Source organism: Hyphomonas sp. BRH_c22 (genome assembly GCF_000961795.1).
In the GTDB taxonomy this organism is placed as follows: Bacteria; Pseudomonadota; Alphaproteobacteria; order Caulobacterales; family Hyphomonadaceae; genus Hyphomonas.
Window position 1 is genome coordinate 44,985 of sequence record NZ_LADU01000087.1, and the last position, 22,993, is coordinate 67,977.

17 protein-coding genes are annotated in these 22,993 nt (G+C 59.1%); 11 read left to right on the top strand and 6 right to left on the bottom strand.

Annotated elements, in window-relative coordinates; all coding sequences use genetic code 11:
* Positions 1 to 282: 282 nt before the first annotated feature.
* A complete protein-coding gene (locus VR74_RS11510; RefSeq protein WP_299950276.1) occupies positions 283 to 2,106 on the top strand; it encodes an ABC transporter ATP-binding protein in 1,824 nt (607 codons plus the stop codon).
* On the opposite strand, the gene VR74_RS20950 is transcribed toward VR74_RS11510, so the two are convergent.
* Positions 2,103 to 2,429, bottom strand: coding sequence for a helix-turn-helix transcriptional regulator (locus VR74_RS20950; protein WP_299950278.1), 327 nt, complete (start codon positions 2,427 to 2,429; stop codon positions 2,103 to 2,105). The genes VR74_RS11510 and VR74_RS20950 overlap by 4 nt on opposite strands.
* 149 nt (positions 2,430 to 2,578) lie before the next feature.
* On the opposite strand from VR74_RS20950, the gene VR74_RS11520 reads away from it, so the two are divergent.
* The 4 genes from VR74_RS11520 to VR74_RS11535 all read left to right on the top strand — a co-directional run bounded on the left by VR74_RS11520 (position 2,579) and on the right by VR74_RS11535 (position 10,316).
* Positions 2,579 to 3,253, top strand: coding sequence for an RNA polymerase sigma factor (locus VR74_RS11520; RefSeq protein WP_045696926.1), 675 nt, complete (start codon positions 2,579 to 2,581; stop codon positions 3,251 to 3,253).
* Complete coding sequence (locus VR74_RS11525) at positions 3,250 to 4,278, top strand: FecR domain-containing protein (RefSeq protein WP_045696928.1); 1,029 nt, start codon at positions 3,250 to 3,252, stop codon at positions 4,276 to 4,278. Before VR74_RS11520 ends, VR74_RS11525 begins: the two co-directional genes overlap by 4 nt.
* Positions 4,279 to 4,906: 628 nt before the next feature.
* Positions 4,907 to 7,666: a TonB-dependent receptor gene (locus VR74_RS11530; protein WP_045696930.1), complete on the top strand. Its 2,760-nt coding sequence runs from the start codon at positions 4,907 to 4,909 to the stop codon at positions 7,664 to 7,666.
* Between the two features lie 70 nt (positions 7,667 to 7,736).
* Positions 7,737 to 10,316 carry a prolyl oligopeptidase family serine peptidase gene (locus tag VR74_RS11535; protein WP_299950280.1) on the top strand — a complete coding sequence of 860 codons (2,580 nt, stop codon included), beginning with the start codon at positions 7,737 to 7,739 and terminating at the stop codon, positions 10,314 to 10,316.
* On the opposite strand, the gene VR74_RS11540 is transcribed toward VR74_RS11535, so the two are convergent.
* The 4 genes from VR74_RS11540 to VR74_RS11555 form a co-directional block, all read right to left on the bottom strand.
* Positions 10,288 to 12,123 (bottom strand): asparagine synthase-related protein, encoded by a 1,836-nt coding sequence (locus VR74_RS11540; protein WP_045696933.1) that lies wholly within the window; start codon positions 12,121 to 12,123, stop codon positions 10,288 to 10,290. The two genes, VR74_RS11535 and VR74_RS11540, sit on opposite strands and share 29 nt — an antisense overlap.
* A gap of 13 nt (positions 12,124 to 12,136) precedes the next feature.
* On the bottom strand, positions 12,137 to 12,859 hold the full coding sequence (locus tag VR74_RS20955; protein WP_299950282.1) for a lasso peptide biosynthesis B2 protein: 723 nt from the start codon (positions 12,857 to 12,859) through the stop codon (positions 12,137 to 12,139).
* A 63-nt stretch (positions 12,860 to 12,922) separates the two neighbouring features.
* Positions 12,923 to 13,060: a hypothetical protein gene (locus VR74_RS11550; protein ID WP_299950284.1), complete on the bottom strand. Its 138-nt coding sequence runs from the start codon at positions 13,058 to 13,060 to the stop codon at positions 12,923 to 12,925.
* A 194-nt stretch (positions 13,061 to 13,254) separates the two neighbouring features.
* Positions 13,255 to 14,682 (bottom strand): tetratricopeptide repeat protein, encoded by a 1,428-nt coding sequence (locus tag VR74_RS11555; protein ID WP_299950286.1) that lies wholly within the window; start codon positions 14,680 to 14,682, stop codon positions 13,255 to 13,257.
* A 345-nt stretch (positions 14,683 to 15,027) separates the two neighbouring features.
* On the opposite strand from VR74_RS11555, the gene VR74_RS20960 reads away from it, so the two are divergent.
* The 4 genes from VR74_RS20960 (at position 15,028) to VR74_RS11575 (ending at position 18,207) form a co-directional block, all read left to right on the top strand.
* Positions 15,028 to 15,858: an autoinducer binding domain-containing protein gene (locus tag VR74_RS20960; RefSeq protein ID WP_299950288.1), complete on the top strand. Its 831-nt coding sequence runs from the start codon at positions 15,028 to 15,030 to the stop codon at positions 15,856 to 15,858.
* A 78-nt stretch (positions 15,859 to 15,936) separates the two neighbouring features.
* On the top strand, positions 15,937 to 16,587 hold the full coding sequence (locus VR74_RS20965) for an acyl-homoserine-lactone synthase (RefSeq protein ID WP_299950290.1): 651 nt from the start codon (positions 15,937 to 15,939) through the stop codon (positions 16,585 to 16,587).
* Positions 16,584 to 17,597 (top strand): phytanoyl-CoA dioxygenase family protein, encoded by a 1,014-nt coding sequence (locus VR74_RS20970; protein WP_299950292.1) that lies wholly within the window; start codon positions 16,584 to 16,586, stop codon positions 17,595 to 17,597. The genes VR74_RS20965 and VR74_RS20970 overlap by 4 nt, the downstream gene beginning before the upstream one ends.
* A gap of 217 nt (positions 17,598 to 17,814) precedes the next feature.
* Positions 17,815 to 18,207 carry a helix-turn-helix transcriptional regulator gene (locus VR74_RS11575; RefSeq protein ID WP_299950294.1) on the top strand — a complete coding sequence of 131 codons (393 nt, stop codon included), beginning with the start codon at positions 17,815 to 17,817 and terminating at the stop codon, positions 18,205 to 18,207.
* Positions 18,208 to 18,380: 173 nt separating this feature from the next.
* Here the strand turns inward: VR74_RS11575 and VR74_RS11580 are convergent, their stop codons facing one another.
* The gene (locus VR74_RS11580) at positions 18,381 to 19,391 is read right to left on the bottom strand and encodes an NAD(P)H-dependent glycerol-3-phosphate dehydrogenase (protein ID WP_045696938.1); all 1,011 of its coding nucleotides are present in this window, start codon (positions 19,389 to 19,391) and stop codon (positions 18,381 to 18,383) included.
* A 311-nt stretch (positions 19,392 to 19,702) separates the two neighbouring features.
* On the opposite strand from VR74_RS11580, the gene VR74_RS11585 reads away from it, so the two are divergent.
* The gene (locus VR74_RS11585; protein WP_299950295.1) at positions 19,703 to 21,847 is read left to right on the top strand and encodes a TonB-dependent receptor; all 2,145 of its coding nucleotides are present in this window, start codon (positions 19,703 to 19,705) and stop codon (positions 21,845 to 21,847) included.
* The coding region (locus VR74_RS11590; protein ID WP_045696939.1) for a PepSY-associated TM helix domain-containing protein at positions 21,841 to 22,993 on the top strand (1,153 nt) is incomplete at its 3' end. The genes VR74_RS11585 and VR74_RS11590, both read left to right, overlap by 7 nt.

The window sequence follows — 22,993 nt, forward strand, 5'->3', positions numbered from 1 at the left end:
ATGTCAGTGCGCAGTAAAACCGTGCTGCATCAGGATGTTCCCGAATTCTGTGACGTGCCGGAACTGCATGCGCTCCTGTGGCCAGAGATGCGGCATGGACGCAGAAAATACAATCATAAGAGGAAAAATTTGAATTTGCGCCAACCGGCTGTCGAGGCGTATCCATCTGTATAATAGCGATATAGTCAATACTACTCCTCATTATGCGAGGTTCAGGACATCTATACCAAAAAGTATGCTAAGGTAGAAAATTCAGAGACCGAATATTGATTAAGGCGCCCCATGCGGCCAGAAAATTGGAACAATCTAGGCCGTGCCATTCCTGCGCTGCGGAAAGAGCTGGACGCTGAGGACGTTCTCAAGATTCTGATCGCGCTGGCCTGTGTCCTCGCCATGTCGGTTCTGGGTGCATTCGGTCCTCTCGCACTGAAACTCCTGATCGACGGACTTTCAGCTCATGGCACAAACAGCTTTCAGCAGAAGCAGGGTCTCCTTCTGGCTGTGCTGTTGGCATCCTATGTGGCCGCGCAGGTGCTTGGCCGGATCGCAGCTGAGGTCAGGATGTTCCTGTTCGGGGCCGCCGACCAGGCAATCGCCCGCAAGCTCGGGCGAAAGGTGTTCGCCCATGTGATAGCACTACCTCTTTCATTCCACCGTGAGACGTCGACCGGTGCTTTGACGCAAACAGTCGAAAACGGCCTGCAGGGGTTGCGGCTTGTCATGCAACATGCCTTCTTCACGATCCTGCCGGGCGTGATTGAAGTCGTGCTCATGAGCCTTGTCATTGCCCGTGTGCTTGACCTTGCTTTCCTGGTCATATTCAGCGCCTGCGCCCTCGCTTATGCGATCGTCTTTTCTGCAGGCGCGCGGACAATCATGAAGGCAAGCCGCGCGATCTCCTCGGCTCGGATTGAGGCGAATGCAGCGCTGGCCGACAGCCTGCTAAATGTCGAGACCGTCAAGTCATTCGGGGGGGAGGGGGCAGTTACGGGTAGATTCGACGCAGCCCTCGCCCATGCGCAAGCACGCTGGCGATCTTTCTATCGCGCGCGGTTCACGAACGGACTTCTCATCGCCTTTGTGTTTTGCGCGGGCCTGACCGCGACACTCTGGCTTGCGATCATACAGGTCCGATCCGGTGCCATGACGGTCGGCGATCTCGTGCTGGTCAACACCTACATGCTCCAGGTTGTCCGGCCGATGGAACTGCTCGGTGCCGGCGTGAGGGATATCGGCCAGGGCACAGCGTTCGCAGAGCGTCTGCTCGATCTGCTTGATACGCCCCTCAGGGAAAAGCCAAACGACGGTGGAGCCAAGGTCTCTCCAGATGCGGCGCTGCCGGCGATCCGGTTCGAGAACGTTTGCTTTGCATACAAAGCGCAGCAACGTGTACTCGATGGCGTGAGCTTTGACATTGCGCCCGGTTCCACAACTGCAATTGTGGGGACTTCAGGCGCTGGCAAATCGACCATCTGCCGCCTGCTCTTGCGGTTTCATGACCCGGATTCGGGCCGCATCCTTATCGACGGCATTCCCATTTCTCATTATGCGCCAGCAGACCTGCAGCGGCTGATTGCCGTGATTCCCCAGGATACAACGCTCTTTAATACCAGTCTGGCCTCCAATATCGCCTTCCCTGACCTCGACGCTGCGACAGAGGAGGTCGAATGGGCCGCACGACTCGCCCATCTCGGACACCTCATCTCGGGCCTTCCCGACGGTCTTGCCACGATTGTTGGCGAGCGAGGCCTCAAACTATCAGGGGGCGAGAAGCAACGCGTTGCCATAGCCCGGGCCATGCTCCGCCACCCGAAATTGCTCATCGCGGACGAGGCGACTTCAGCGCTCGATTCAGGCGCCGAAGCGAGCATCCTTCGCAATATTAAATCTGCAGCGCATGGAACAACCACGATGATCATCGCCCATCGTCTTTCCAGCATTATACACGCCGATCAAATCATCGTCCTGGACAAGGGAAGGGTCGCCGAAAGCGGCTCCCACGAAGACCTGCTAGAAACTGATGGTCTATATGTAGCACTTTGGAGAGCTCAGAATCGAGAATCTGAACCGAATGAAACGTATAACAATATAGACGGAAATGATTAGCCCCCCTTCAATGCTTCAAGCATTTTCTGGGTCCGGACCAATTGCTTGTCATTCATATTCGCGAGAATACCATTTATACTGCTAAGCGTTTCTCCTCGAGCGCCAGACGGAAATGACTTCGCGCCCAACAGGGCTTGTGGGGAGACACCAAGTGTCTGGGCAATCTTTTCTACGGTTTCAAATAGCGGCGCTGAAATGCCGCGTTCTATTTTCCCGATAGTTTCTCGCGAGACGCCAACCTCGCCAGCTAGTTGTTCAAGAGTCCAACCTACTGCGCGCCTGTGGTGTCGAACGTTGGCCCCAAATATTTTTTGAAGTTCCATGGATCAACTCTCCTCCGCGCAGAGGAAGGTGAGCCGCGGTGCGTTGCGAGAAATAGGAACTTTACATTTTTAAAAAAGAGAACTACAACTTTACATTGTTTCAATGTGGAAAGTAGGGTGCGTTCTCTTTTTGAGATCGCGGAGACTGAATGTCCGAAGCGCGCAACGATTCTCACTTCTCAAAGCCAGACCTGAGGGGTTCGTCCAATTCTCACGAAAGTGGCTCCCGTTCGAAACCTCGGAAGTCACCAAGTCTCATAGATTTCCATCATGAGCCTGGCCACCTAGTAGGTCCTGAAGCCCTGAATTATATCTTCCGGCTCCACCACAGCGAACTTCTCCGATTCAGCCGTACACGGATTGGTAATTCCGATGATGCTGAAGATCTCGTCCAGGAAGCCTTCATCTCGGCAGGGCGTGCCTACAGCGACAAGCCCATCCAGGAATTGCGACCTCTCCTGTTCACGATCCTACGAAATCTGACCCGCGACTACCTGAAGTCGGGTTATACGCGGAGCTGGTGCGACAGTACCGACATTGGGGCGCTGGGCGACAGGCTGGCCTGCTGCCAGACGATGACGCCGGAACAGCAGGTTCAGGATGCGCAATTGCTCGCGATTGCGGAAACAGCCATCGCGGGGCTCAAATCTCGCGAAAGACAGGCGCTACTGTTGCATCGACTGGAGGGATTGACCCATGAGGCCATTGCAATTCGTCTCTCCGTGTCGCCAAGAACCGTCAGAAGTGATATAGCCTCCGCGCTGGCAGCCATCGCGAAAGTCCTTTCGCATTCCGGCGGCTGGCGTCCAGATGCGGCTGAGTGATCGACGTGATGACAGATATTGAGGAGGACACGGGCAGGCTAGATGCCGCCGCTCGTTGGTACAGCGAACTCCAGCGCGAAGACGTCGAGGTCGAAACGTGGGACGATTTTCTCGCCTGGGAACGTGATCCACTGAACGCCGCAGCATTCCGTCAGATCCAGGCAAGCCTTACTATCATTGACCGGTCACTGCGTTCGGGCAGCAGGTCTGCGGGATCAATTCCACCGATCACGACGCCATCGGGATCAACATTGCGCAAGCGCGCCTGGCTATCCGGCCTTGCGGCGGTTCTTTCTTTCGCAGCTCTTGGCTGGTGGGTTGCAAGTAAAAACACGAAAGTTGAACCCGAGACCTTCACGACACTGGTTGGGGAGCAGCGGACTGTCACGCTTTCTGATGGATCTACGATAACGCTCAACACGGATACGTCGCTTGAAGTGTTGTACACAGCTCGCGAGCGTCGGGTCGGCCTCAGACAGGGCCAAGCCCTTTTCGAAGTCGCAAGGGCGGACGTGCCATTCCATGTCGACGCGGGCGGCAGTCGTACCACGGCACTCGGAACACAATTCGACATCTACGCGCAGCCAGGCCAAGTGGCCGTAACCTTGCTGGAAGGTTCTGTTGTGGTTTCCGCCTCAACTGAGCATGAGAGGGGTTTCGTCAGTCCAGAAGGCTCAGACACCGCTGAACCAAAGAGGCAGATGCTCACACCTGGCGACAGGCTAGAAATCATGCAGGACGGATCTCGAACCCTGTCCAGAGTGGAGCCTGCAACTGCGGTCCAATGGCGCAGCGGCGTCCTTCAATTTGATAATGTCACACTCGCAGAAGCCGTCGCGGAGCTGAACCGCTATTCGGAAACGAGGATAAGTGTACCCGATCATGGCCTTGCCTCAGAACGCCTGAGCGGAACCTTCCCGACAGGTGAACCTGAAGAATTCGTGTCGAGTCTCGCGCTATTCTTGCCAGTCAGGCCAGAGCGATCCGAAAATCTGATCACACTTATGCCCATAGATCCTGATTAACCATGAAACATTTTTCCTGGCGGATCGCTGAGATTGCGACCAATCCGATCTCCTGAAGAAATCAAAAATTCTTGAAGCTTTCACTGTTTGCAAGTTTTAAGAATCTTTTTGAGCTAGTTTCTTCTGGCCATTAGAGATGCCGGCTTTTCCGATTGCCGGTTTACGGATACGCAACTAGCGCGTCTTGTTGTCGGCATTGACGCGCGCCAGTAAGGCCTTGTCAATCGCACCCTGAAGCAGGGATATCTAACCCGTATCAAGCGCGGGCTCTGTGCTCTGGGTCGTGCTTACTCACAAGGTTTACCTCACCCATACGCGGTTGCTCTGGCTCTCGTGCCGGGCAGAGATGGCGCCTTTTAGACGACTCAATTATTTCACGGCTGAATTCCAAAAGCGGCAGTTCTCTTGCTGGCTTCTTTCGCAACGCGGACTGATTTTGCTTGTCCGGCCTTTCAATTATGCCATCGCAATTGGTGCGTTCACGGATCTCGTTCGAAATATCAGGTGTTGGATAAGGCCTCTTCCGGCTTATCGGACGACAAGACTGCCACATCTTCTTTCCCGCTCGTTGAACTTGGTGCGCGTCCGGGGTGAAGCCCTGACGGGGGAAATTAATCCGGAGGGGAATATGTTCAACAAGGCACAATTCAACGCGCGGCTGTTCAGCGCCGCGGCAGTATCCATCATCCTGTCGACCGGCCTGACCGACGCACATGCCGATGCGCTCTCACCAGGAGGCCAGGTCGAATTCGACATTGATGCACCCATGCTCGCAGACGCGCTCCGCGCGTTTGGTACGCAGTCGGGAGCGCCCATCCTGTTTTCCGAAGCGTTGGTCGCAGGGCGCAAGGCGCCGAGGCTCAACGGAAATTTCGTGCCGACGGATGCGCTGGACCACCTTCTTCAGGGGAGCGGACTTGAAGCGGTCAAGGGCCCGGGGCGGGCTATCATCATTCGGGCGCGGGCTGGTGCACCAGTGCAGGCACCTCCGCCAGCGCGTGCGGGTCAGGCGGAGACACCTGCACAGACCCTGACACCTCCTAGCGTTGCCGAGCCAGACGATGGCACATTGCGGGTCGATACTGTCACTGTCACGGGCACAAGTTTACGCGGGATATCTCCAGAAAGTTCGCCTTTGCAGATATACAGCCGGGAGGACATCCTTGGATCGGGTGTCACAACGACAGAGCAATTCATACGGACATTGCCGCAGAACTTTGGTGGCGGGTCCAGCGAGTTCGCGCCCGGCGGCCTGCCCAATGACATCAATTCGCGCCAGAACAATACGTTTGGCACCAGTGCCAATCTCCGCGGGCTGGGATCGCGCGGGACGCTGGTCCTGCTCAATGGCAACCGTCTGGCTCCCACGTCAAAGGTGGGCGACTTCGTGGACCTGTCCCTTATTCCAGTCTCAGCACTGGAGCGCGTCGATGTCCTGACCGATGGGGCGTCTTCAATCTATGGCGGAGACGCTGTAGCAGGCGTCATCAATTTTGTCCTCCGCGACGATTTCGAAGGGGCTGAGACCAGCGCTCGGTATGGCTCCGTGACCGATGGCGACATGAATGAGTACCGTCTCAGTCAAACGCTCGGTACAGCTTGGGGGAGCGGCAACATTCTCGGCACTTATGAATATTTTGACCGCGGAAATCTGACACTCGCGGACCGCCCGAATATTGGCCTCCCTCTGCTGACGGATGGCGAGCCGGTACCGGACACGGGCGCGGTCGACCTCCTGCCACAACAGCGCCGACACAGCGCTGTTGTGTCCGCGCGGCAAGCCTTCGGTCCAGCACTCGAACTCACTGGTTCAGGGCTCTATTCAAAGCGGGATGTGGTCAGCCATTCCATCCTGAGTTCTGCACCGGGATATAAGCAGATCTACAACACAGATTCAGAATCGCTCTCCGGGAGCCTCGGGGTCGACTATGAACTGGCCCCAGGCTGGTTTGCTGCCGCCGATGCGACCTATAGTCAGATCCGTAACGAAGAGACGCTGACATTCTTTCTGACGCAGGATCCGAGTGTGGATCAGACGGAAAGTCGGTCCGATCTCTGGTCGCTCGATGCTCAGATCAACGGCGATCTGCTGAATATTCCCGGAGGTCGGATCAAGGCCGCGCTCGGAGGTCACTTTCGGCGGGAATCCTTCACAAATGAGTCGCAATCAAGCGGGGTGAACCGCGATGCTGAACGAGATGTGTCGGCTGTCTATGGTGAGCTGCTCCTGCCGATAATCGGAGAAGGCAACTCGCTGCCATTGGCAAGGCGTCTCGAACTGAACCTGTCAGGCCGGTTCGATGATTATTCCGATTTCGGCAGTAGTTTCAGCCCCAAGGCCGGGATTCTCTGGTCGCCTGCATCGGGACTGAACCTGCGCACCTCCTACAGTGAATCCTTTGCGCCGCCTCCGCTCGGAAGGGTCGGCGCGCTCGACAGGACGGGAAGCGTCTCGCCCTACCAGCTTATTCTCGACCGACTGGGTTTGCCATTACCGGATGCCTCGCTGGCCGGTGTTGACTATATGGTTCTTGGTGGCACCGCAGAAAATCTTGATGCAGAAGAGTCACGCACCTTTACAGCGGGACTGGATTACAGTCGTGACGAGGGTAGCCATGCATGGTCAGCAACCGCCAACTATTACGACATCGCGTTTGACGGGCGCCTCGGCAGCACACCCGTGCCGGGGAATGTGAATATCAACGCCGCACCAGGCATTGCATTCACGATGCCCGGGTCCCTTCCCGACGGCACTATCATTTTCAATCCGTCTTCGGAGGAATTGAACGCAATCCTGGCAGGATTGTCTCATCCGGTACGGCTCAATTCAGGGGCAAGTCTGGACAATATCGCAATTATAAATTCGGTAAATGTCGTGCGCAATATTGCGGAAACACAGACCCGGGGGCTGGATGCACAGCTCACCTACAGTGCCGACACCCGGCTTGGCCGGATCTCAACGGGGCTGAACGCGAACTATATTCTGGAATTTAGCGAGCAAGCCGCTGCAACGACACCGCCAGTCGAAACGACGAATACACTCTATAATCCTGTCGATCTGAAGATTCGGGCAAATGCCGGAATTCACCGGGGTGGGTTCAAGGGCACGCTATTCCTCAACTATTCTGACAGCTACCAGACCGATACAACGGCTGATGCATCCGATATCGGGTCATGGACCACAGTCGATGCTGCCTTGTCATACACATTCGAAGACCGGGCTGGATGGCTCGATGGTGCCGCCGCCAGTCTTTCAGTTACGAACCTGTTCGACAGGAATCCACCGTCGGCACCGTCGCGCGGTTCCTTCCTGATCTCGGGCTTCGATCCGACCAATGCATCACCGCTTGGCAGATTTGTGGCGCTCGAATTGCGCAAGCGTTTCTGACCGGCCGCGCGTCGGTGCGCAGCAAAGCGGCGCACCCGTCTTTCAATTCCCGAACCTGGTAATGCTCATCATGCTCAGCCGTTTCAGACATTCGCTCATTCTCTTCGTCGCCAGTGTGGTCTTCTCCTGGTTTTCGGCCGCTCTGGCTGAGGCCCGTGCCTTTGGGCTTGACGACCTTCTGCACATGGAAGGGCTAGGAGCAGCTGAAGCCGATCCGCGAGGCAAGTGGATGATGTTCGAAAAAATTCGGCCCTATGACGAGATCACCGACTACAGCTTTCGGACCTATGCCTACCAGAAAAGTGGTCATCAGATCTGGCGCTACGATCTGCGCGGTGGCGGCGAGCCTGAACGGCTTCCTGGTCTCGATCCGGAGCCGCACACCTACCTCCAGGGCTTTTCTGCCTCAGGCAAGTATCTCCTGCTGATGCAGTATCACTCGGGTGCGCTATCTATGCTTGCTTATGAGATGAACAGTGAGACGGTCCGGGCGTTCGAGAAGACGCCAGCCTTCAGCCGTTCAGGTGAGCATAATCCGGTCTGGATCAGCGACACGGCCTTCGTATTCGCGGCCCTTCCAGACGGGGACCTGCCGGCCACTACGAGCGTGCGGGCGCGAACCGGAAAGGCTTTGGCCGAGGGTTGGAAGGACGCCTGGAGCGGAGAGGCTGCGACAGCTGTCGAAGTGCGTACTTATGCGGAGGATCAGTCAAATCAACCTGAGGCCGGAGAACTGATCGTCGCAGATGCCGACACAGGCCGTGTGGAAGTGCTGGCCGATGGGCTCTATGCAGACCTTCGTGTATCACCTGACCAGAGGTGGCTTGCCGGTCTGGCGGTATCGAAACCGCGACCGGCCGATCCCGATCAACTGCTCGTCCGCGAACCGCGCCGTTACAAGCTGGTTGTGTTCAATCTCGAGACTCGGCAGGAAGTCCATCTGGCAGAAAATCTCGAATTCTATCCCTATACGATCACATGGTCGCCCGATGGCCGGCGCCTCACCGCCTATGGCTGGGAGCGCGACAAGGATGCGGCAGAAGGCAGATTTCATGTCATCGATATCGCGGCGGGCTCCGTTACCCGTTATGACCATCCCGGGCTCGATCTCGTCTCTGAGCGTGAACGCGGATGGCGGCAAAGGCCGGAACGAGCACTTTTCATCGGCGACAGGTTAGCCGTATTTGCGCGACGTGCGGCTGCGGGATCTGATCCGGCCGGCACCTTCACTGATCGCAATTTCATGCAGACCGGACTTGCCCGCGCCGATTGGTACACACTGGCAGTGGATGGCAAAGTACACAATCTGACAGCGTCGCTGTCGGATGTGTCAGGCATTCCGGTCCATGCAGGCCCTGGCCACGTCACGCTGAAGGCCGCTGACGGCGTTTATCGCTTTTACAGGGATGGTGGTATGCGGCGCCTGGGCCCGGACCTCGATGGGCAGCTGCAGTTGCTGACGCCAGGCACATTTGCAACGCGTAGCAGCGTCATCCGGCCGGAATTCAGCACTGAGGCACTTTTCTCCGTAAACGGGGCGGGAGGAGCCAGGATCCTCATGCTCGATCTGCGTGAAGATCAAAACGTATCGCCGATCCTGATCGACGCCCCGGACAGCCAAGCCTCCCCTCTGGCCGGAAGTCTTGCCGCCGGGTCCGTGTTGTTTCGAACCGAGAACGGGCCCCAGTCGCATCTGTTCCTTGCGCGCTCAGGCCCGCAACAGCGTCCCAAGGAGATCATGCGCATCAATTCGCATATGGCAGGGCTCGATTTCGGTGAGTGGAGAATCCTGTCCTACAATTTGTCGGATCCGGAAGGACTCCTGAAAAACCAGACCGTGGAGAGCTGCATACTTCTGCCTCCGAATTTCGATCCGCAGGCGCCGCCACCTTTAATCGTGGATATTTACCCCGACATCGGGCCGAGTTGCCGCAAGGCAGGACCGCAACTTGCCTATCCGGATCCGGATTCGCCTTATGTATGGGCCAGCAAGGGCTATGCCTACGCTCGGCTCACGACCCCGCGAGAGCTGATCCGAACTGAAGAAGGTCCGATTGCCGGAATGGATGAGGTAATCGGGGCAGGGGTCGATGCCATTCTCAAGGACAGACTTGCCGATCCCGAGCGTATCGCACTTTACGGGTTCAGTCAGGGCGGCGTGTCTGCGCTCTACGTGGCGGCTCATTCAGATCGATACAAGGCAGTGATCGCGGCAAATAGCTGGGCAGACCTGTTCAGTAACTATTTCGGGTCCGCCGGAGTGTATTCCTACCTGTATGGATCCTTCGGGGCGTTTGGCCGGTATGACGCAACAAGCGGCAGCGATTTCGGTATTGGCCGCACGCCCTTTCAGGATCCGGAGTTCTATTATCGCAATTCGCCCGTATTCCTCGCACCGCAGATCGATATTCCCGTCCTCCTTCTCCATTCCGACATGGACGAGTTCTCAATGTCACAATTTGACGAAATGTATGGCGCACTCTTACGAGCGGGAAAGGATGCCCGCTACGTCCGGTATTGGGGCGAGGGCCATGGCCCATCAGGGCGAGCAAATATAAGGGACATGTGGGAACGGTTTGACCAGTTTCTCAGTGACACTCATGTTGCGCCTGAGAATGGTACTATGCCTGCCTGCCAGGCGTGTCGATGATCCTGGTCCAGGTGCGTAACCAGGCTTCAATAGCGTATGTGACAAGGAGGCTGCGACCGAGTCCGTGAATGCCGAAATTTTCGCGGCGTGTCATCCTCTCAAGCTCATCCCTGTCCATGAGACCAAGCTCTGTGAGTGCGCCGGAGCGGAGAGCTTTCGCGAGTGTCTCAGAGTTGGCTTCGAGAAATTCCATGAAGTATCCGGACGCGCTGCCTTTTGTCATTCTGCGCCGAATGCTGTCCGGTATCATGTCACGGAAAGCCTCGCGCGCGAGGCCGCGGCTCTCGCCGTTTGCTGAAAGAAGTGAGACAGGCAGGCGCAGGCAGAGCTCCATGAGTGGCTGGGAGATCAGAGGATGCAAAACAGCCATAGTCTTGGGCCGCGTCGCAGAATCTGCAACCTGCACCATATGGTGGAGAGAGCTGACTTGCAGGAATTTGGCAGGCGGCAACGCCTTCGCGACGCTAACCCATTCTGGCAAGGCGACGTCCATGCTGGCGCCCGCGTGGACGAATGCCGCCATTGTCATCTGTCGGTGGCGGATAGCAGTTTGCATGGCGCTTACGCGCCGACCGAGAACAAGGCTCGGTAGGCAGGCGCGAAGAACTTCCCAGATTGATCGCTGAGAGAGCTGTGATGAACGAAGCAGGGCGGACAATGTGTCCGCAGATAGGCCATGAGCCAGAACATGGTCAGCGAAAGCCAGAGGTGTCCTGTGCTCCAGGAAAAGATGATCGCCTCCCTGGCCGGTGAAGAGTGCCGCGCGTATGCCAGAGGGAGTATTCCCGGCGGGTGACGGCGCGTCGCCGATAAAGGACCGGTAGGGCCGGGCCGTTGCGGGATGACTTGTCACATCCGGCAGGAAATTGCTTGGTCGAACACGTATTACTTCAAGAGGGACACCTGCAAGGGTCGCTGCCGACCTTGCATAATTTTCTTCCGACAGATCGCCGGATTCAAGACGATAATGGAGTGCGCTGATATCATGCGTACCAGTTGCGCGGATTAGACAGGCAAGAACGATAGCCGAATCGAGCCCGCCCGAAAGGCTGACATTGATCCTGTCGAAGCGCGATGCCCAGGCCTCAACAACCATCCGGCTGGTCTCCATGAGATGCCTTGCCGCTTCCCTCTGGTCTGGCGTGGAGACATTTGCGGCGATGTCTCTTGGGTCCCAGGCAAGATCTGCTTTTCTCCTGGCGGAACTGATCTCAAGTCGTTCGCCGCCCAGCAACTCCCTGACCTCGTTCAGCCCGGTCTCCCCATTCTGAATTTTGTCATAGATGCCCAGTTTCGAGATGAAGCTGAGATTCAGGGTAAAGGCGGACCTGTCGATGAAGCTGCAGTCCTGGAGATGGGAGAAGACGAGCGTCACGCCGCATTGATTTGCATGGAAGCAGGGCATGGAAGCGGTAGGATCCCTGATAATGACGAAGCGGTCGCCACAATCCAGGAAGGCTACGTAGCTTCCCCAATAATCCCTGAGGAGTACATCGCCTCGAGAGCGGCAGATGCGTGACGACAAAGCGGCACCGATTGCAGCAAAGCCTCGTGCTGACAGGGAGTTGCCGAATCTGTCGAACAAATTTCCGAAGATGGCACCACCGACACCGTCAGGTGCGCTGGGCAAGGCAAGGATGTTGCCGTCATAGGGGGCACGCGCGAAGTCAAAGAGTGCAAAGCCTCGCCGTGTGAAGTGGGGGTTTGGTTCGAGGCTATCCGATGCCATTCGTGAGCGGATGTCCAAGGCCGATGCTGTCGCGACCGGATCGTCTTCGTCCCAGATCATCGCAAAATAGGAAAGCATCGTAGTCAGGATCCTACACGGACATGATTTTTTTGTATTCAGAGACGTGGCCGAGATGGTCATTGAGGACCATGCCGTCATGTTCGATCCAGCAATGGGCACTGAAAGGGAGCGGTCTCACACCAAACTCCCAGTTGGCACTCACGCCCATCAGGGACAGAAATTTGAGAAGAACCAGACTGCGGAAGAAGCAGGCTTCGTGGCTGGTGAAGACGTAAGGCGTGATGCTGTGAAAGCGCCATGTCAGATCCTGAATCTCTTCCGCTGAGCGAGACGGCAGAGCGACTGCCATCCACTTTCTGGCGGAGGCAAGCGTCTGCCCCAAGTGATTGTTGCGCCTGATATGCGTAGCCACCGCAAACGCATGCAGAAATGCGGCTATGGTGCGACATTGCAAACGCGGTGCAGCATCTGGTGACAGATCGTAAAGCGACGTACGCGGATACGGACGGACCCGGGGGCTCAGGTCTAGTCCTTCGGGCTGATGCCGCGTAATCAACTTCATCGCCAGTAGGCGGTGCGCGAATCGAGTAGCGGCGTCAGAAGTGCTGGAACGATCGTCAGCCTGACGGATCTCGGCAAACCAATCGTATTGTTGGCCAGTAAACCGGAGGTAGCGATCCGAACTGCAGTCAAGCAGAATGTAAGACGTTTTGAATTCGCACACGTAGACATGCGGGCTCAGGGAATAGCGACGCCTCGACATGGTCAGGTCTTGGACGTATGCAATCTGCACGTGCTTTGTCCCTCCAGCGAAAGCGGGGACGCAATATCGCGTCCCCGCCATTGTTTGCCGGGCCTATTCGCGGCTGTTGACGCTGCCCTGGTTGAACTCGTCACCGAGGGGGCCGATCCCGCGCGTTTCCTCGGAAACCGACCCGAGGTTGACTGGCTCGAAGGCGTCATCCTCAAGATGATCATCTGTGTGCGTATTCATGACTGTATCTCCTTTGATCTGGGGCGTTGCCGGATTGGCAACAAGTAGAAAATGCATCCTATTTAAGGTAGAGTCAATAAGGGGAAATATGAAAAAAACGTTATAAAACAATGATTTAGGCGCGTGGCTCCTCAGCCGCCGTCCTGAGGCCAGGCGGCGCCCAAAAGATTTTCCGGTATCCGGCTGGATACCAGTCAGTTCGCCGAACCGGGCTCCTGGCTCTCGTCCAACCAGCGGTCTGCGAGATCCACCTGCGCGGCGGGCAAGGGGCCGTCATCGCCAGGGCACGCCAGCGAGATCGGAACAGGCGATTGGCGCAAGAGTGCTGCTGCCTTTTCACTGTCTCCCTGCTTCAGGGCCTTGTCGGCGCGCGAAAGGGCGTAATAGGCGCGGGTGTACGGATCGACTTGAAACAGCGCCGGTGAGCTGATGACTGAGGCAAATCCTTCATCCGGTGTCTGCCAGCCCGGCCCATAGGTTTCAGCAAGATAGCGTTCGGGGTTGTCAGGGATGTTCCAGGTCGCGCCCTTGAAGGATGCGGTCTTCAGGCGGAAGGGCGTGAACCGCCAGGCCACGTCACCTGTAAGCCGGCCGAGGCCGCAGTGCAGGGCGTCGCCAGAAAGCTCATACAGGAAAATGTCTACCCCAATGCCCTTGACGGTGAGCGCGAAATACCGGTCTGCGGGGCGGGCGCGCCGGGCAAGCACGAGGCCGGAATGGTCGCGGATAATCCGGGCCACATCAGCCGCTCCATCCTGGCTGGCAAGAATGCCTATATCCACATCACGGTCATGGGCGAGCGGCTGGCCAGCACGGTAAAACCCGAGCAATGTCCCGGCAGCGAGGAAGAACGGAACCCCGGCCGCATCGAGGATTTCACCTATGCTGCAAAGCGCGCCGGCAGCCGTATCGGGGCTGAAACCGGCAGGCAGGCGTTCAGGCCCAGGGCCGCGCCGTCGCGATACCGCGCATTGCTTCTGGCGAAAGGCCTCGCGAAAATCTCCAGTCTCATACCGCGCTCGGGCAAGACAGTCATGAACCGTCGCAGCGTCCGGGAAACGTGAGGCATTGCCAGCGATGAAGGCGATGGCGGCCCGCCCGCGATGTGCGTCCAGAAGCGCTGCGGCGCAGCTGGTAAAGAGGCGGGCAGCAGGCTGCCCGCGCTCGCAAAGGCGCACCAGCGCATCTGCGGCCTGATCGATGGCGTGGATGCGCTCGTCCTCATGCGGCGTGATGTCTGCGATCGATTGCCAGGATGCCCAGGCGTCCCGGCTGTTGGACGTAACCGCTCGGAAGGCTGCAAGGGCCTCCTCGCGCTGATCAAGCGCATCGAGGGCAAGGCCCCGTCCATGCCGGGCCTGCAGATCTGCCGGATCGAGACCCATAACCTCATTGAAACAGGCCAGAGCCTTGTCCGCCTCTCCGGTGCGTAGCCAGGCTATTGCGAGCGACAGCACAATGGGACTACGTCCTGGCTGGAGGCGATTGGCGAGCCGCAGGGCAAGGATCGCATCACCTGGCCGTCCTGCCGCCAGGCATTGCTGGCCCGCCCGCAGGCATTCCTGCCAGGTGACGGCCATGGCCCGTTTTTCCGGATCGGATCCTGCCTTGCGAGGGTTCATGGCAGCCTCTCGCCTGTGAGCAGGCTTAGCGGCAGGAAACGCACACGGCAGGGACGTGTCGCCGCTGGCGCTTCGCAACCTGCCCTGCGGTACCCTTTAGGCACGCTCGGCGGTCTATTCGGATCAGGGGCTCTTCCAGTGAACATGGTTCTCTCGCGCGGCGAATGTGCCTGGTATCGCAAGCAACATGCATGTCGCTGACTGAAGCGGCCTCAGGCCGTAATCAGTCCTCTTGCTTGCCGTCCCGCCGGAAGATCCCGTTCGCTGCAAATTGCGGAGTGTCACGTGATCATGAGCGGTATTGAATACTGCTGCATTAAACCATAGGTAGGAAATTTATGCAACATGACATGCGTGCTGCGGTACGTCGGCGCCCCTGCTGATCCAGGGGACCTGATGTTCCGGCGGCGCCAGGCAAACGAGGTTAACAAGAGCGAGACAGGTTCCATGCGCGACTATGACGGGTCTGCCGTCCTTCAGGCCATCCAGCTGATACTAGCGACGACGACGAGTGCCGAGACGATCACGGCGCTTGCCAGCTTCATCGAAACCTATGGTTTCGAAAGGATTTTCCTCGGCCAGCTCGTCAATCCATTGAATGTTCCGTTAAAGGACATTCTGTATATTTCGAACTGGCCGGATGAGCTGAAGGCCATGCGGCGAAGCCGGGCAGCAATCCTGCATGATCCGATCGCCCTTTGCGCCCTGCGTTCGAAACGCCCATTTACCTGGGCTGAAGCGCGTGCTCATGCATCGCGAGCCGGCAGGCGGATCGTCGACACAGTGCACGATTATGGCCTCAAAGATGGCATGATGTTCCCGATGCATGCACTCGAGAGCGTGTCGGGTGGCGTGTCGCTGGGCGGCGGCTCGAAATCCGACCTGTCTCCGGTCCAGGTCGCCGAACTGGAGATCGTTTGCCAGGTCGCCTACTACCACCTGGAATCCATGCATGGACCGTTTCCCTATCAGAGGGTTGCCGAGCTCACAGCCCGGGAGACAGAGTGCGTCCAGTTTGCAGCCGCGGGCAAGTCAAACTGGGAGATCGCGAGAATACTCGGGATCCAGGAAGACACGGTGAAGAAGACACTTCGCAGGGCCAGTGACAAATTCGAGGCCGTCAACCGGGCTCACCTTGTTGCGAGCGCGATCGCCCGCCATCAGATCTTTCCCTGACAAGTCCCCAAAAGGGGACATTACACGGACCCGTCGCCGCGAAATACTCATCCTGACATCTAGTCAGGAGGCCAGCCCATGTTCAAGATTATCACACCGGATATGCACAGCGAGCACCAGGACCTGCTCGATGCCATGCATCGAATGCGCTACCGTGTCGTTGTCGGCGAATGGGGCTGGGACATCCCGGGCATCCAGCCTGGGTACGACAAGGACCAGTTCGATACCGATGCGACTGTCTATGTCATTGTCCGCACGCCAGAAGGAGAGGTCGTCGGAACATCAAGGCTTAATCCCACGATGCGGCCTCACATGCTCAGCGACCTCTTTGCCGACTATTGCAACCTTCAGCCCTATCCGGTCGGCAAGGATGTCTGGGAATGTTCTCGCTTTGTCATGGACCGGTCGCTGACAACCGGTCCCGTCGATGATTTCCGCGTCCGGTGTCGCATCGGGCTCGGATTGACCGCATACTGCCTCGACAATCACATATCCCGGCTGAGCTGGCTCACGCACCAGAAGTTCTTCAACCTCGTCCAGAAGGTATGGCATACGGAACCTCTCGGCCTGCCAAGACGGAATGGAGATGACTGGGCCTGGATTCCGGCCGTGTCGCGCATTGATGAAGCAACATTCGACCGCCAGCTTGACCGTTTTCGCAATGCCGAGGAGATCGTTGCCCGGTATTCAGGGACCAGGCAGGCCTCTGAACGAAGTCATGTCGCATGAGCGAGCCGAATCTGCCGCTTCCGACACCGGCGCAGCAGGCGACGTTCACGCGCGACGGCGTCGTTTGTTTGCGGAACGTTCTGGCGCCTGGTGAAATTGAGCACCTGCGCCAGGCCGTCGCGCGCCAGATGGACGATCTGCGCGCATCCCCGACAGGCTATGACTTTGAAGTCCTTGCCCGCCAGGTCTGGGACAATGACCGGCCCATCGACACAGGCGCTGCAGAACGATTCGACATGGAGCGCATGAAGGCACTGGTGCGGGCCGACAAAAGGGCTCGCCCGCTGCTGGAAGAGGGCTCATCCGGCCCCGAAGGGATGTTCTTCTATGATGTCGCTGCCTGGAAGCACGACCGGGGCGTTCGGGAAGTCGCTTTTGATTCAGCCCTTCCCGGGATCGTCAGCAGCCTGCTGGATGCACGTTACCTGAACTTCTGGGAGGACACGACGTTCGTCAAGGCGCCGCACACACGCCAGAAAACGGCCTTTCACCAGGATCTCGCCTATTTTCAGATCGAAGGCGAGCAGTGCGTGATCGTCTGGATACCACTTGACCAAGCCGACCTTGAAAACGGCGTGACACAATATGTCCGTGGCTCTCATCTCTGGGGCCAGACATTTGCGCCAAATGTGTTCGTATCCCAGACCCCGATCAGTACGTCGCCCGAGATCCGCTGTCCGGATATCGAAGCAGCGCCAGAGCTTTATGACATTGTCTCGTTCGACGTGGAACCGGGCGATGTGATCATCCATGACGTCAGGACCGTGCACGGTGCCGGTGGCAACCGGTCAGATACCTGGAGAAGGGCCGTGTCATTCCGGTATTGCGGCGATCGCATCCGCTATCGCGACCGCCCTGGCGCCATCCCCCAGGCTGGCGTGGCGCATGACCTCAGGGACGGGGATCGGCTGTTCTCAGCAGATTACCCGGTCGTCTGGCCGAAGCCCTGGCCGGGCTTTCGTCTTGCCGAGGCTTTTGATATCCAGAATCCCACCAAAGGCGAAGCCTGACGAGGTATAGTAAGCTTCTGGCATAGGTTGTTCGACGTCGCGTGTTTCGCACACTGTCGTCACATGTGCGTGCATTGTGTTGGATAAGCACCTGCCTCAAGTCTCCGCCTCGCCGCCATGCGTGCGTGATCGACACAGTCTCGACCTGCTTTCTGATTCGATCTATCGTTGACGACATAGATAATCAGGATCGGCAGGATCCAGTGGGAGGAGGACGGTGAAAAAGCCATTGCGAAAGGCAACCGCGACGCGTTCGGTAACCGATGTGGACCGGCAGGTCGGAGAGAATGTGCGCAAATTCCGGATCGCCCATGGGATGACCCTTGTCGATCTCAGTGAGGCGCTGGGTATCAGTCATCAGCAGCTCCAGAAATATGAAACAGGCAGCAATCGACTGAGTGCCGGGGTCCTGCTGAACGTCTCCCGTATACTGGCTGTCCCGCTGGCGGACCTGTTCGAACGTCTGCCATCTCGCAATGTGGGCCCGAAGTCCTCAGCCGACCAGTCACGCGAGCTTTGCCGCCAAGTGATTGACCGGACACAGTCGCAACAGACACTCGACTTGATGGCCAAGGTGTTGAAGGTCATTTACGACAGTGCCGGCAAGTGAGGTTGACGATCTGCTCGTGAACCGTTTTGGCGTCAGCATCAGCCAGGGCTTTCCAGACCTGGCAGAAAAAGTATGCCTAAAACGGAGCGTGTCCCTGCAGGCGCGAGCGAAGAAGACATGTTTGAAACGCCGCACCTAAAGATATGACATGTTTTGGTCGCGGCCCGAAAGCCTCAGGCAAGGACGGATTCGGCCTTGTTGGGACGCATGAGGAGGGTGGTGATCGCATCATCCACGCTGATCTCGCCTTCAATCACGGCGGCGACGGCCTCGCAGATCGGCATGTCGACACGATGCTGGCTGGCGAGGCGGCGCAGGACCGGGGCGGTGGCGACGCCCTCGGTGACGCTATTGCGGGCCGCCAGAATGCTGTCCAGCGTCTCGCCCCGGCCGAGCGCCAGGCCGCAGCTCATATTGCGCGAGGTTTCCGACGAACAGGTGAGCACGAGGTCGCCTAGGCCCGACAGGCCGGACAGGGTTTCACGCTCTGCGCCGAGCGCCAGGGCAAGCCGGGTCATCTCGGCGCTGCCGCGAGCGATCAGTGCCGCATGGGCAGAGCGGCCAAGGCCCTTGCCGAGGGCAATGCCGCAGGCGATGGCGAGCACGTTCTTTACCGCGCCGCCAATCTCCGCGCCGAGCAGATCGCCCGCCAGATAGGGGCGGAAAGTCGGTGTCGAAATAGCCTGGATCAGCTCGGCGCCGATGGCCTCATTCTCCACGGCCAGCGTCACGGCTGTCGGCAGGCCCTTGGCGACATCAATGGCGAAGCTGGGGCCTGACATGACGGCGGGGCTGGCCTCAGGGAGTTCGTCGGCGAGGACTTCGGTCATGAACTTTCCCGTGGAGAGTTCGATGCCCTTCGAACAGAGCACGACGGGTGTGCCGGGCGCGATATGGCCCTTCAGGGCGGCCAGTGTCTCGCGGGTATGCTGGGCCGGGGCGACCGCGAACAGGGCGTCCTGATCGTAGAGGTCAGCCAGGCTCGTCGTCGCCCGCAGGCTCGGTTTCAGGGAAACGCCGGGCAGGAAAACCGTGTTCTCATGGGCGGAATTGATCGCGGCGGCCACCTCGGCCTCGAGGCACCAGAGGATGACCTCCTGCCCCTCGCGGCACAGCATCTGGGCGATGGCCGTGCCCCATGCCCCGCCGCCGATTACGCCTATCCTGTGGAAATGTGTCGTCATGCACCGACCTTGGGACATGTTCGAAAGAGGGGCAAGCGTCCAGCGCGCAGGGCGCTGCAAATGGGGGACAAGTCCCCATGCCGGAGGCCGGGAAATGCACGAAAGACACACGTAAACTGCCCGGTCAGAGCCCGGATACGGCCGGAAATGCATGGAAGAATTGCCATCTTCCGGACCGGCGGATGAGTGGGTCGATGCAGCCCGGCTGTGCAAGAGAAGTGATTATGATAATCATTCTCATTGCTATTGCGAGTCATTCTCAAAACTGTTAGGCGGGCGGTCCTGATCGGGCTGAAGCGGAGACCTCCCCCATGGCAATGAACCAACCATCGCAGAAATTTGCAGCACTCGCCGCAGGCGTCGCCCTGTCAGCGCTTGCCGCGCAGGCGCAGGAGGCCAGTGGGGCCGCCAGTGCGGAATTGCGCCAGGCAACGGTGATCGTGACCTCACGCGCCCAGCAGCTTTACCGGGTGGAAGAGACGACCACGGGCAAGATGCCGACCGACCCGATGCTGTCGACGCAGGCGATCACGGTGATCAATTCCCAGCTGATCGAGGACCAGGGCGCGCGCGATGCGCAGGACCTCTACCGCAATATCTCCGGCGTCAGCGTGTTCAGCTATGCCGGCGTCACGGCGCGCGGCTACCGGCAGGAAGAGAACTTTTTCGATGGCCTGCGCGGTGACCCCTATGCGGGGTTCTCCGTGCCGCAACTGTTCAATGTCGAGCGCGTCGAGTTCCTGAAAGGGCCGGCGGGCATGCTGTATGGCGCCGGGGCGCCGGGCGGCCTGTTCAACTATGTTACCAAGACGCCGAGCGAGGTGTTCGCGGCATCGGCCTCCGGCGTGGTCGGCACCGAGGGGCGCAAGGGCGCCGCGTTGGAAGTGACCGGCGCGCTGCCGCTGGAGGGCGCGGCCGGGCGGCTTGGCATTTTCTACGAGGACCAGCACGGCCCGCGCCGCAATGCCGGGTCGGAAACCAATATCCATGATGGCGGCCTGAGCTTCGATCTCGGCTTTGCCGACCTTGTGCTGCAGGCGACACGCTATGAGCAGAAGCTGGACGGCAACCGCCTGCGCGGCGTGCCGACTGACGATCTCGGCAATTTCCTGGCCGACCGGCGCTGGAACCATAATGAGCCGACCGATTTCCTCGACCTTGAATCGAACGTGCTGCAGGCGAAGGTCATGGCCGAGCCGGTCGAGGGGCTGGCCGTGGATTTCGGCATCCGCTGGAATGACGGCACCGAAGTGCAGAATTACCACGAGCCGTTCGGCCTGTTCGATTCCAATGGCGACGGCGTCGCCGACAGTTCGCGGCGCCAGTTCCGTGACCAGCTGCGCCAGACCGAAAGCCTGTCGCTGGGCACCAATGCGGTCTGGTCGGCCGATCTCGGCCAGGTGCAGAACCGGGTTCTCCTGGGGGCCGACTGGTTTACCTCCGACGCCTATTTCTCGGGCGTCTCGTTTGCCGGCGGCACGACCGCCGAGCCCGGCTTCCCGGCGCCGCTGAGCCTGCTGGACCCGCAATATGGCGAGACTGATTCGACGACCTACCTGCTGCCGCCGATGCGCGTCACCGAGAACCGCCAGACGCGTTATGGCGTCTATGCCCTGAACGAGGCGACGATCGGCCCGGTCATCGCCGTGGTGGGCGTGCGCCAGGATACGTTCGAGGACAAGAACCTGATCGGCGGCGACGTGTTCAAGGATGACGCGATGACGTGGCGGGCCGGACTTGTGTATCGCGTGCGCGATGATGTCTCGCTGTTCGGCCAGTGGGCCGAGAGTTTTGAGCCACAGGGCATCAGCAGCCAGAACCCGCTGGCAGGCGGACCGTTCGAGCCGACCGAAGGCGAGATCCTGGAGGGCGGCGTCAAGACCGACCTGTTCGGCGGGCGTGTCCAGTCGACCGGGTCTGTCTACCAGATCACCCGTACCAATATCCTGCAGGCCGACCCGCGCGGCGATGTGGACGGGGACAGCGTGGACGACATGGTCGCCTTCGGCGAGATCACCAGCGAAGGGTTTGAAGTGGATGTTACGGCTGACATCACGCAGAACTGGGTCGGCACGATTTCCTATGCCTATAATGACACGCGCATCACCAGGACGAATAACCAGACGACCCTGAGCAATGCCGTCGGCGACCGCTTTGCCAATGCGCCCGAGAACACGGTGGGTTTCTGGACGCGCTACCAGGTGCCGGTGCTGCACACCGCCTTTGCCTTTGGCGGCGATTATGTGGACGTGCGCCGCAGCATCAGCGGGCAGAAGGTGCGCCCCTACATGACGTTCGACGCATCGATCATCTACGAGATTGATGACTGGCAGGCCCTGCTGCGCATCGACAACCTGTTTGACGAGACCTATGCGTCGAGCGGCTTCATCGACCGGACGGGGCACTTCCCCGGAGACCCGCGTTCGGTGTTCCTGGAAGTCACGCGCAAATGGTGACAATGGTCCGGCCAGTCAGACGCAAGCGAAAGGGCACGCGCCTCTGGTGGCGCGTGCACCAATGGGCGGGGCTGCAGGTCTCGCTGTTCCTGGCCTTTGTCTTCCTGACAGGGACGCTGGCGGTGTTTTCCTACGAGCTGGACTGGATGCTGCGCCCGGCCATGTGGGTGTCACCGGCGAGTGCCGAACGCCCCGTCAGCTGGGGTGAGATCGGGGCCGCTGTCGCCGCGCATGATCCGGAGGCGCGCATCGTGACACTGAGCGCGCCGCTGAACGGCGCGGCGGCGGTGGACGCGGTTGTGCGGGCCGATGGCGAGGCGCGTCATGTCTATGTGCATCCGGGCACGGGCGCGGTGACCGGCGAGGGGCCATGGCTGGGCGTGCAGCGCTTCCTGCGCAACACGCACCGCCACCTGATGCTGCCGGTCAGGTTCGGTGTACCGATCGTGTCGATTGCGACCATGCTTCTGTTCGTGTCGCTGGTGACGTCTTTCGCGGTCTACAAGAACTGGTGGCGCGGCTTCCTGCGCTGGCCGCGCGGACGGACGCTACGCGCCATTGTCGGCGATGCGCACCGGCTGGCGGGGATATGGTCGATCTGGTTCATCATCGTGCTGATCGTGACCGGGTTCTGGTACCTGTTTGAAATCCTTGGCGGCAATGCGCCGGGCGTGGAGCGGCCCGTGCCGCAGGCAGTGGAGACCTTGCCGCCAGCGGACGCGCTGGGACGGGCGCTTGATACGGGCATTGCCGCAGCGCAGGCGGAACTCCCCGGCTTCCATGTGGAAGCTGTGATCTGGCCGACGCCGAAATCGCCCATGTTCCATGTGCACGGCGCCAGCGGGCGCGCCATCCTGGTGCGTCCGCGTGTCGATTCGGTGTGGATTGACGCGCAGAGCGGCGAAGTGCTGGCGATTGTTGATCCGCGCAAGCTGAGCGTTCACCAGCGGATTTCGGAAGGCGCAGACCCGCTCCATTTCGGCACGTTTGGCGGCTATTGGACGAAGACGATCTGGTTCGTGTTCGGCCTCGGCCTGACCGGGCTCGCCCTCAGCGGCGTGGCCGTCTATGCGCTGCGGATCGCCAAGGCCGGTGGCGAAGCGCCGGGCTGGCGCAAGGGCCTCGTGGCCGGATGGCGCGGCATGG

Excerpts from the sequence above, each read along its gene's own strand:
- VR74_RS11540 (WP_045696933.1), bottom strand. The coding sequence starts at position 12,123 with ATGCTTTCCTATTTTGCGATGATCTGGGACGAAGACGATCCGGTCGCG.
- VR74_RS11510 (WP_299950276.1), top strand. The coding sequence starts at position 283 with ATGCGGCCAGAAAATTGGAACAATCTAGGCCGTGCCATTCCTGCGCTG.
- VR74_RS11530 (WP_045696930.1), top strand. The coding sequence starts at position 4,907 with ATGTTCAACAAGGCACAATTCAACGCGCGGCTGTTCAGCGCCGCGGCA.
- VR74_RS20965 (WP_299950290.1), top strand. The coding sequence starts at position 15,937 with ATGTTCAAGATTATCACACCGGATATGCACAGCGAGCACCAGGACCTG.
- VR74_RS20950 (WP_299950278.1), bottom strand. The coding sequence starts at position 2,429 with ATGGAACTTCAAAAAATATTTGGGGCCAACGTTCGACACCACAGGCGC.
- VR74_RS11585 (WP_299950295.1), top strand. The coding sequence starts at position 19,703 with ATGGCAATGAACCAACCATCGCAGAAATTTGCAGCACTCGCCGCAGGC.
- VR74_RS20960 (WP_299950288.1), top strand. The coding sequence starts at position 15,028 with ATGACATGCGTGCTGCGGTACGTCGGCGCCCCTGCTGATCCAGGGGAC.
- VR74_RS11520 (WP_045696926.1), top strand. The coding sequence starts at position 2,579 with ATGTCCGAAGCGCGCAACGATTCTCACTTCTCAAAGCCAGACCTGAGG.
- VR74_RS11535 (WP_299950280.1), top strand. The coding sequence starts at position 7,737 with ATGCTCAGCCGTTTCAGACATTCGCTCATTCTCTTCGTCGCCAGTGTG.
- VR74_RS11580 (WP_045696938.1), bottom strand. The coding sequence starts at position 19,391 with ATGACGACACATTTCCACAGGATAGGCGTAATCGGCGGCGGGGCATGG.
- VR74_RS11550 (WP_299950284.1), bottom strand. The coding sequence starts at position 13,060 with ATGAATACGCACACAGATGATCATCTTGAGGATGACGCCTTCGAGCCA.
- VR74_RS11555 (WP_299950286.1), bottom strand. The coding sequence starts at position 14,682 with ATGAACCCTCGCAAGGCAGGATCCGATCCGGAAAAACGGGCCATGGCC.
- VR74_RS20970 (WP_299950292.1), top strand. The coding sequence starts at position 16,584 with ATGAGCGAGCCGAATCTGCCGCTTCCGACACCGGCGCAGCAGGCGACG.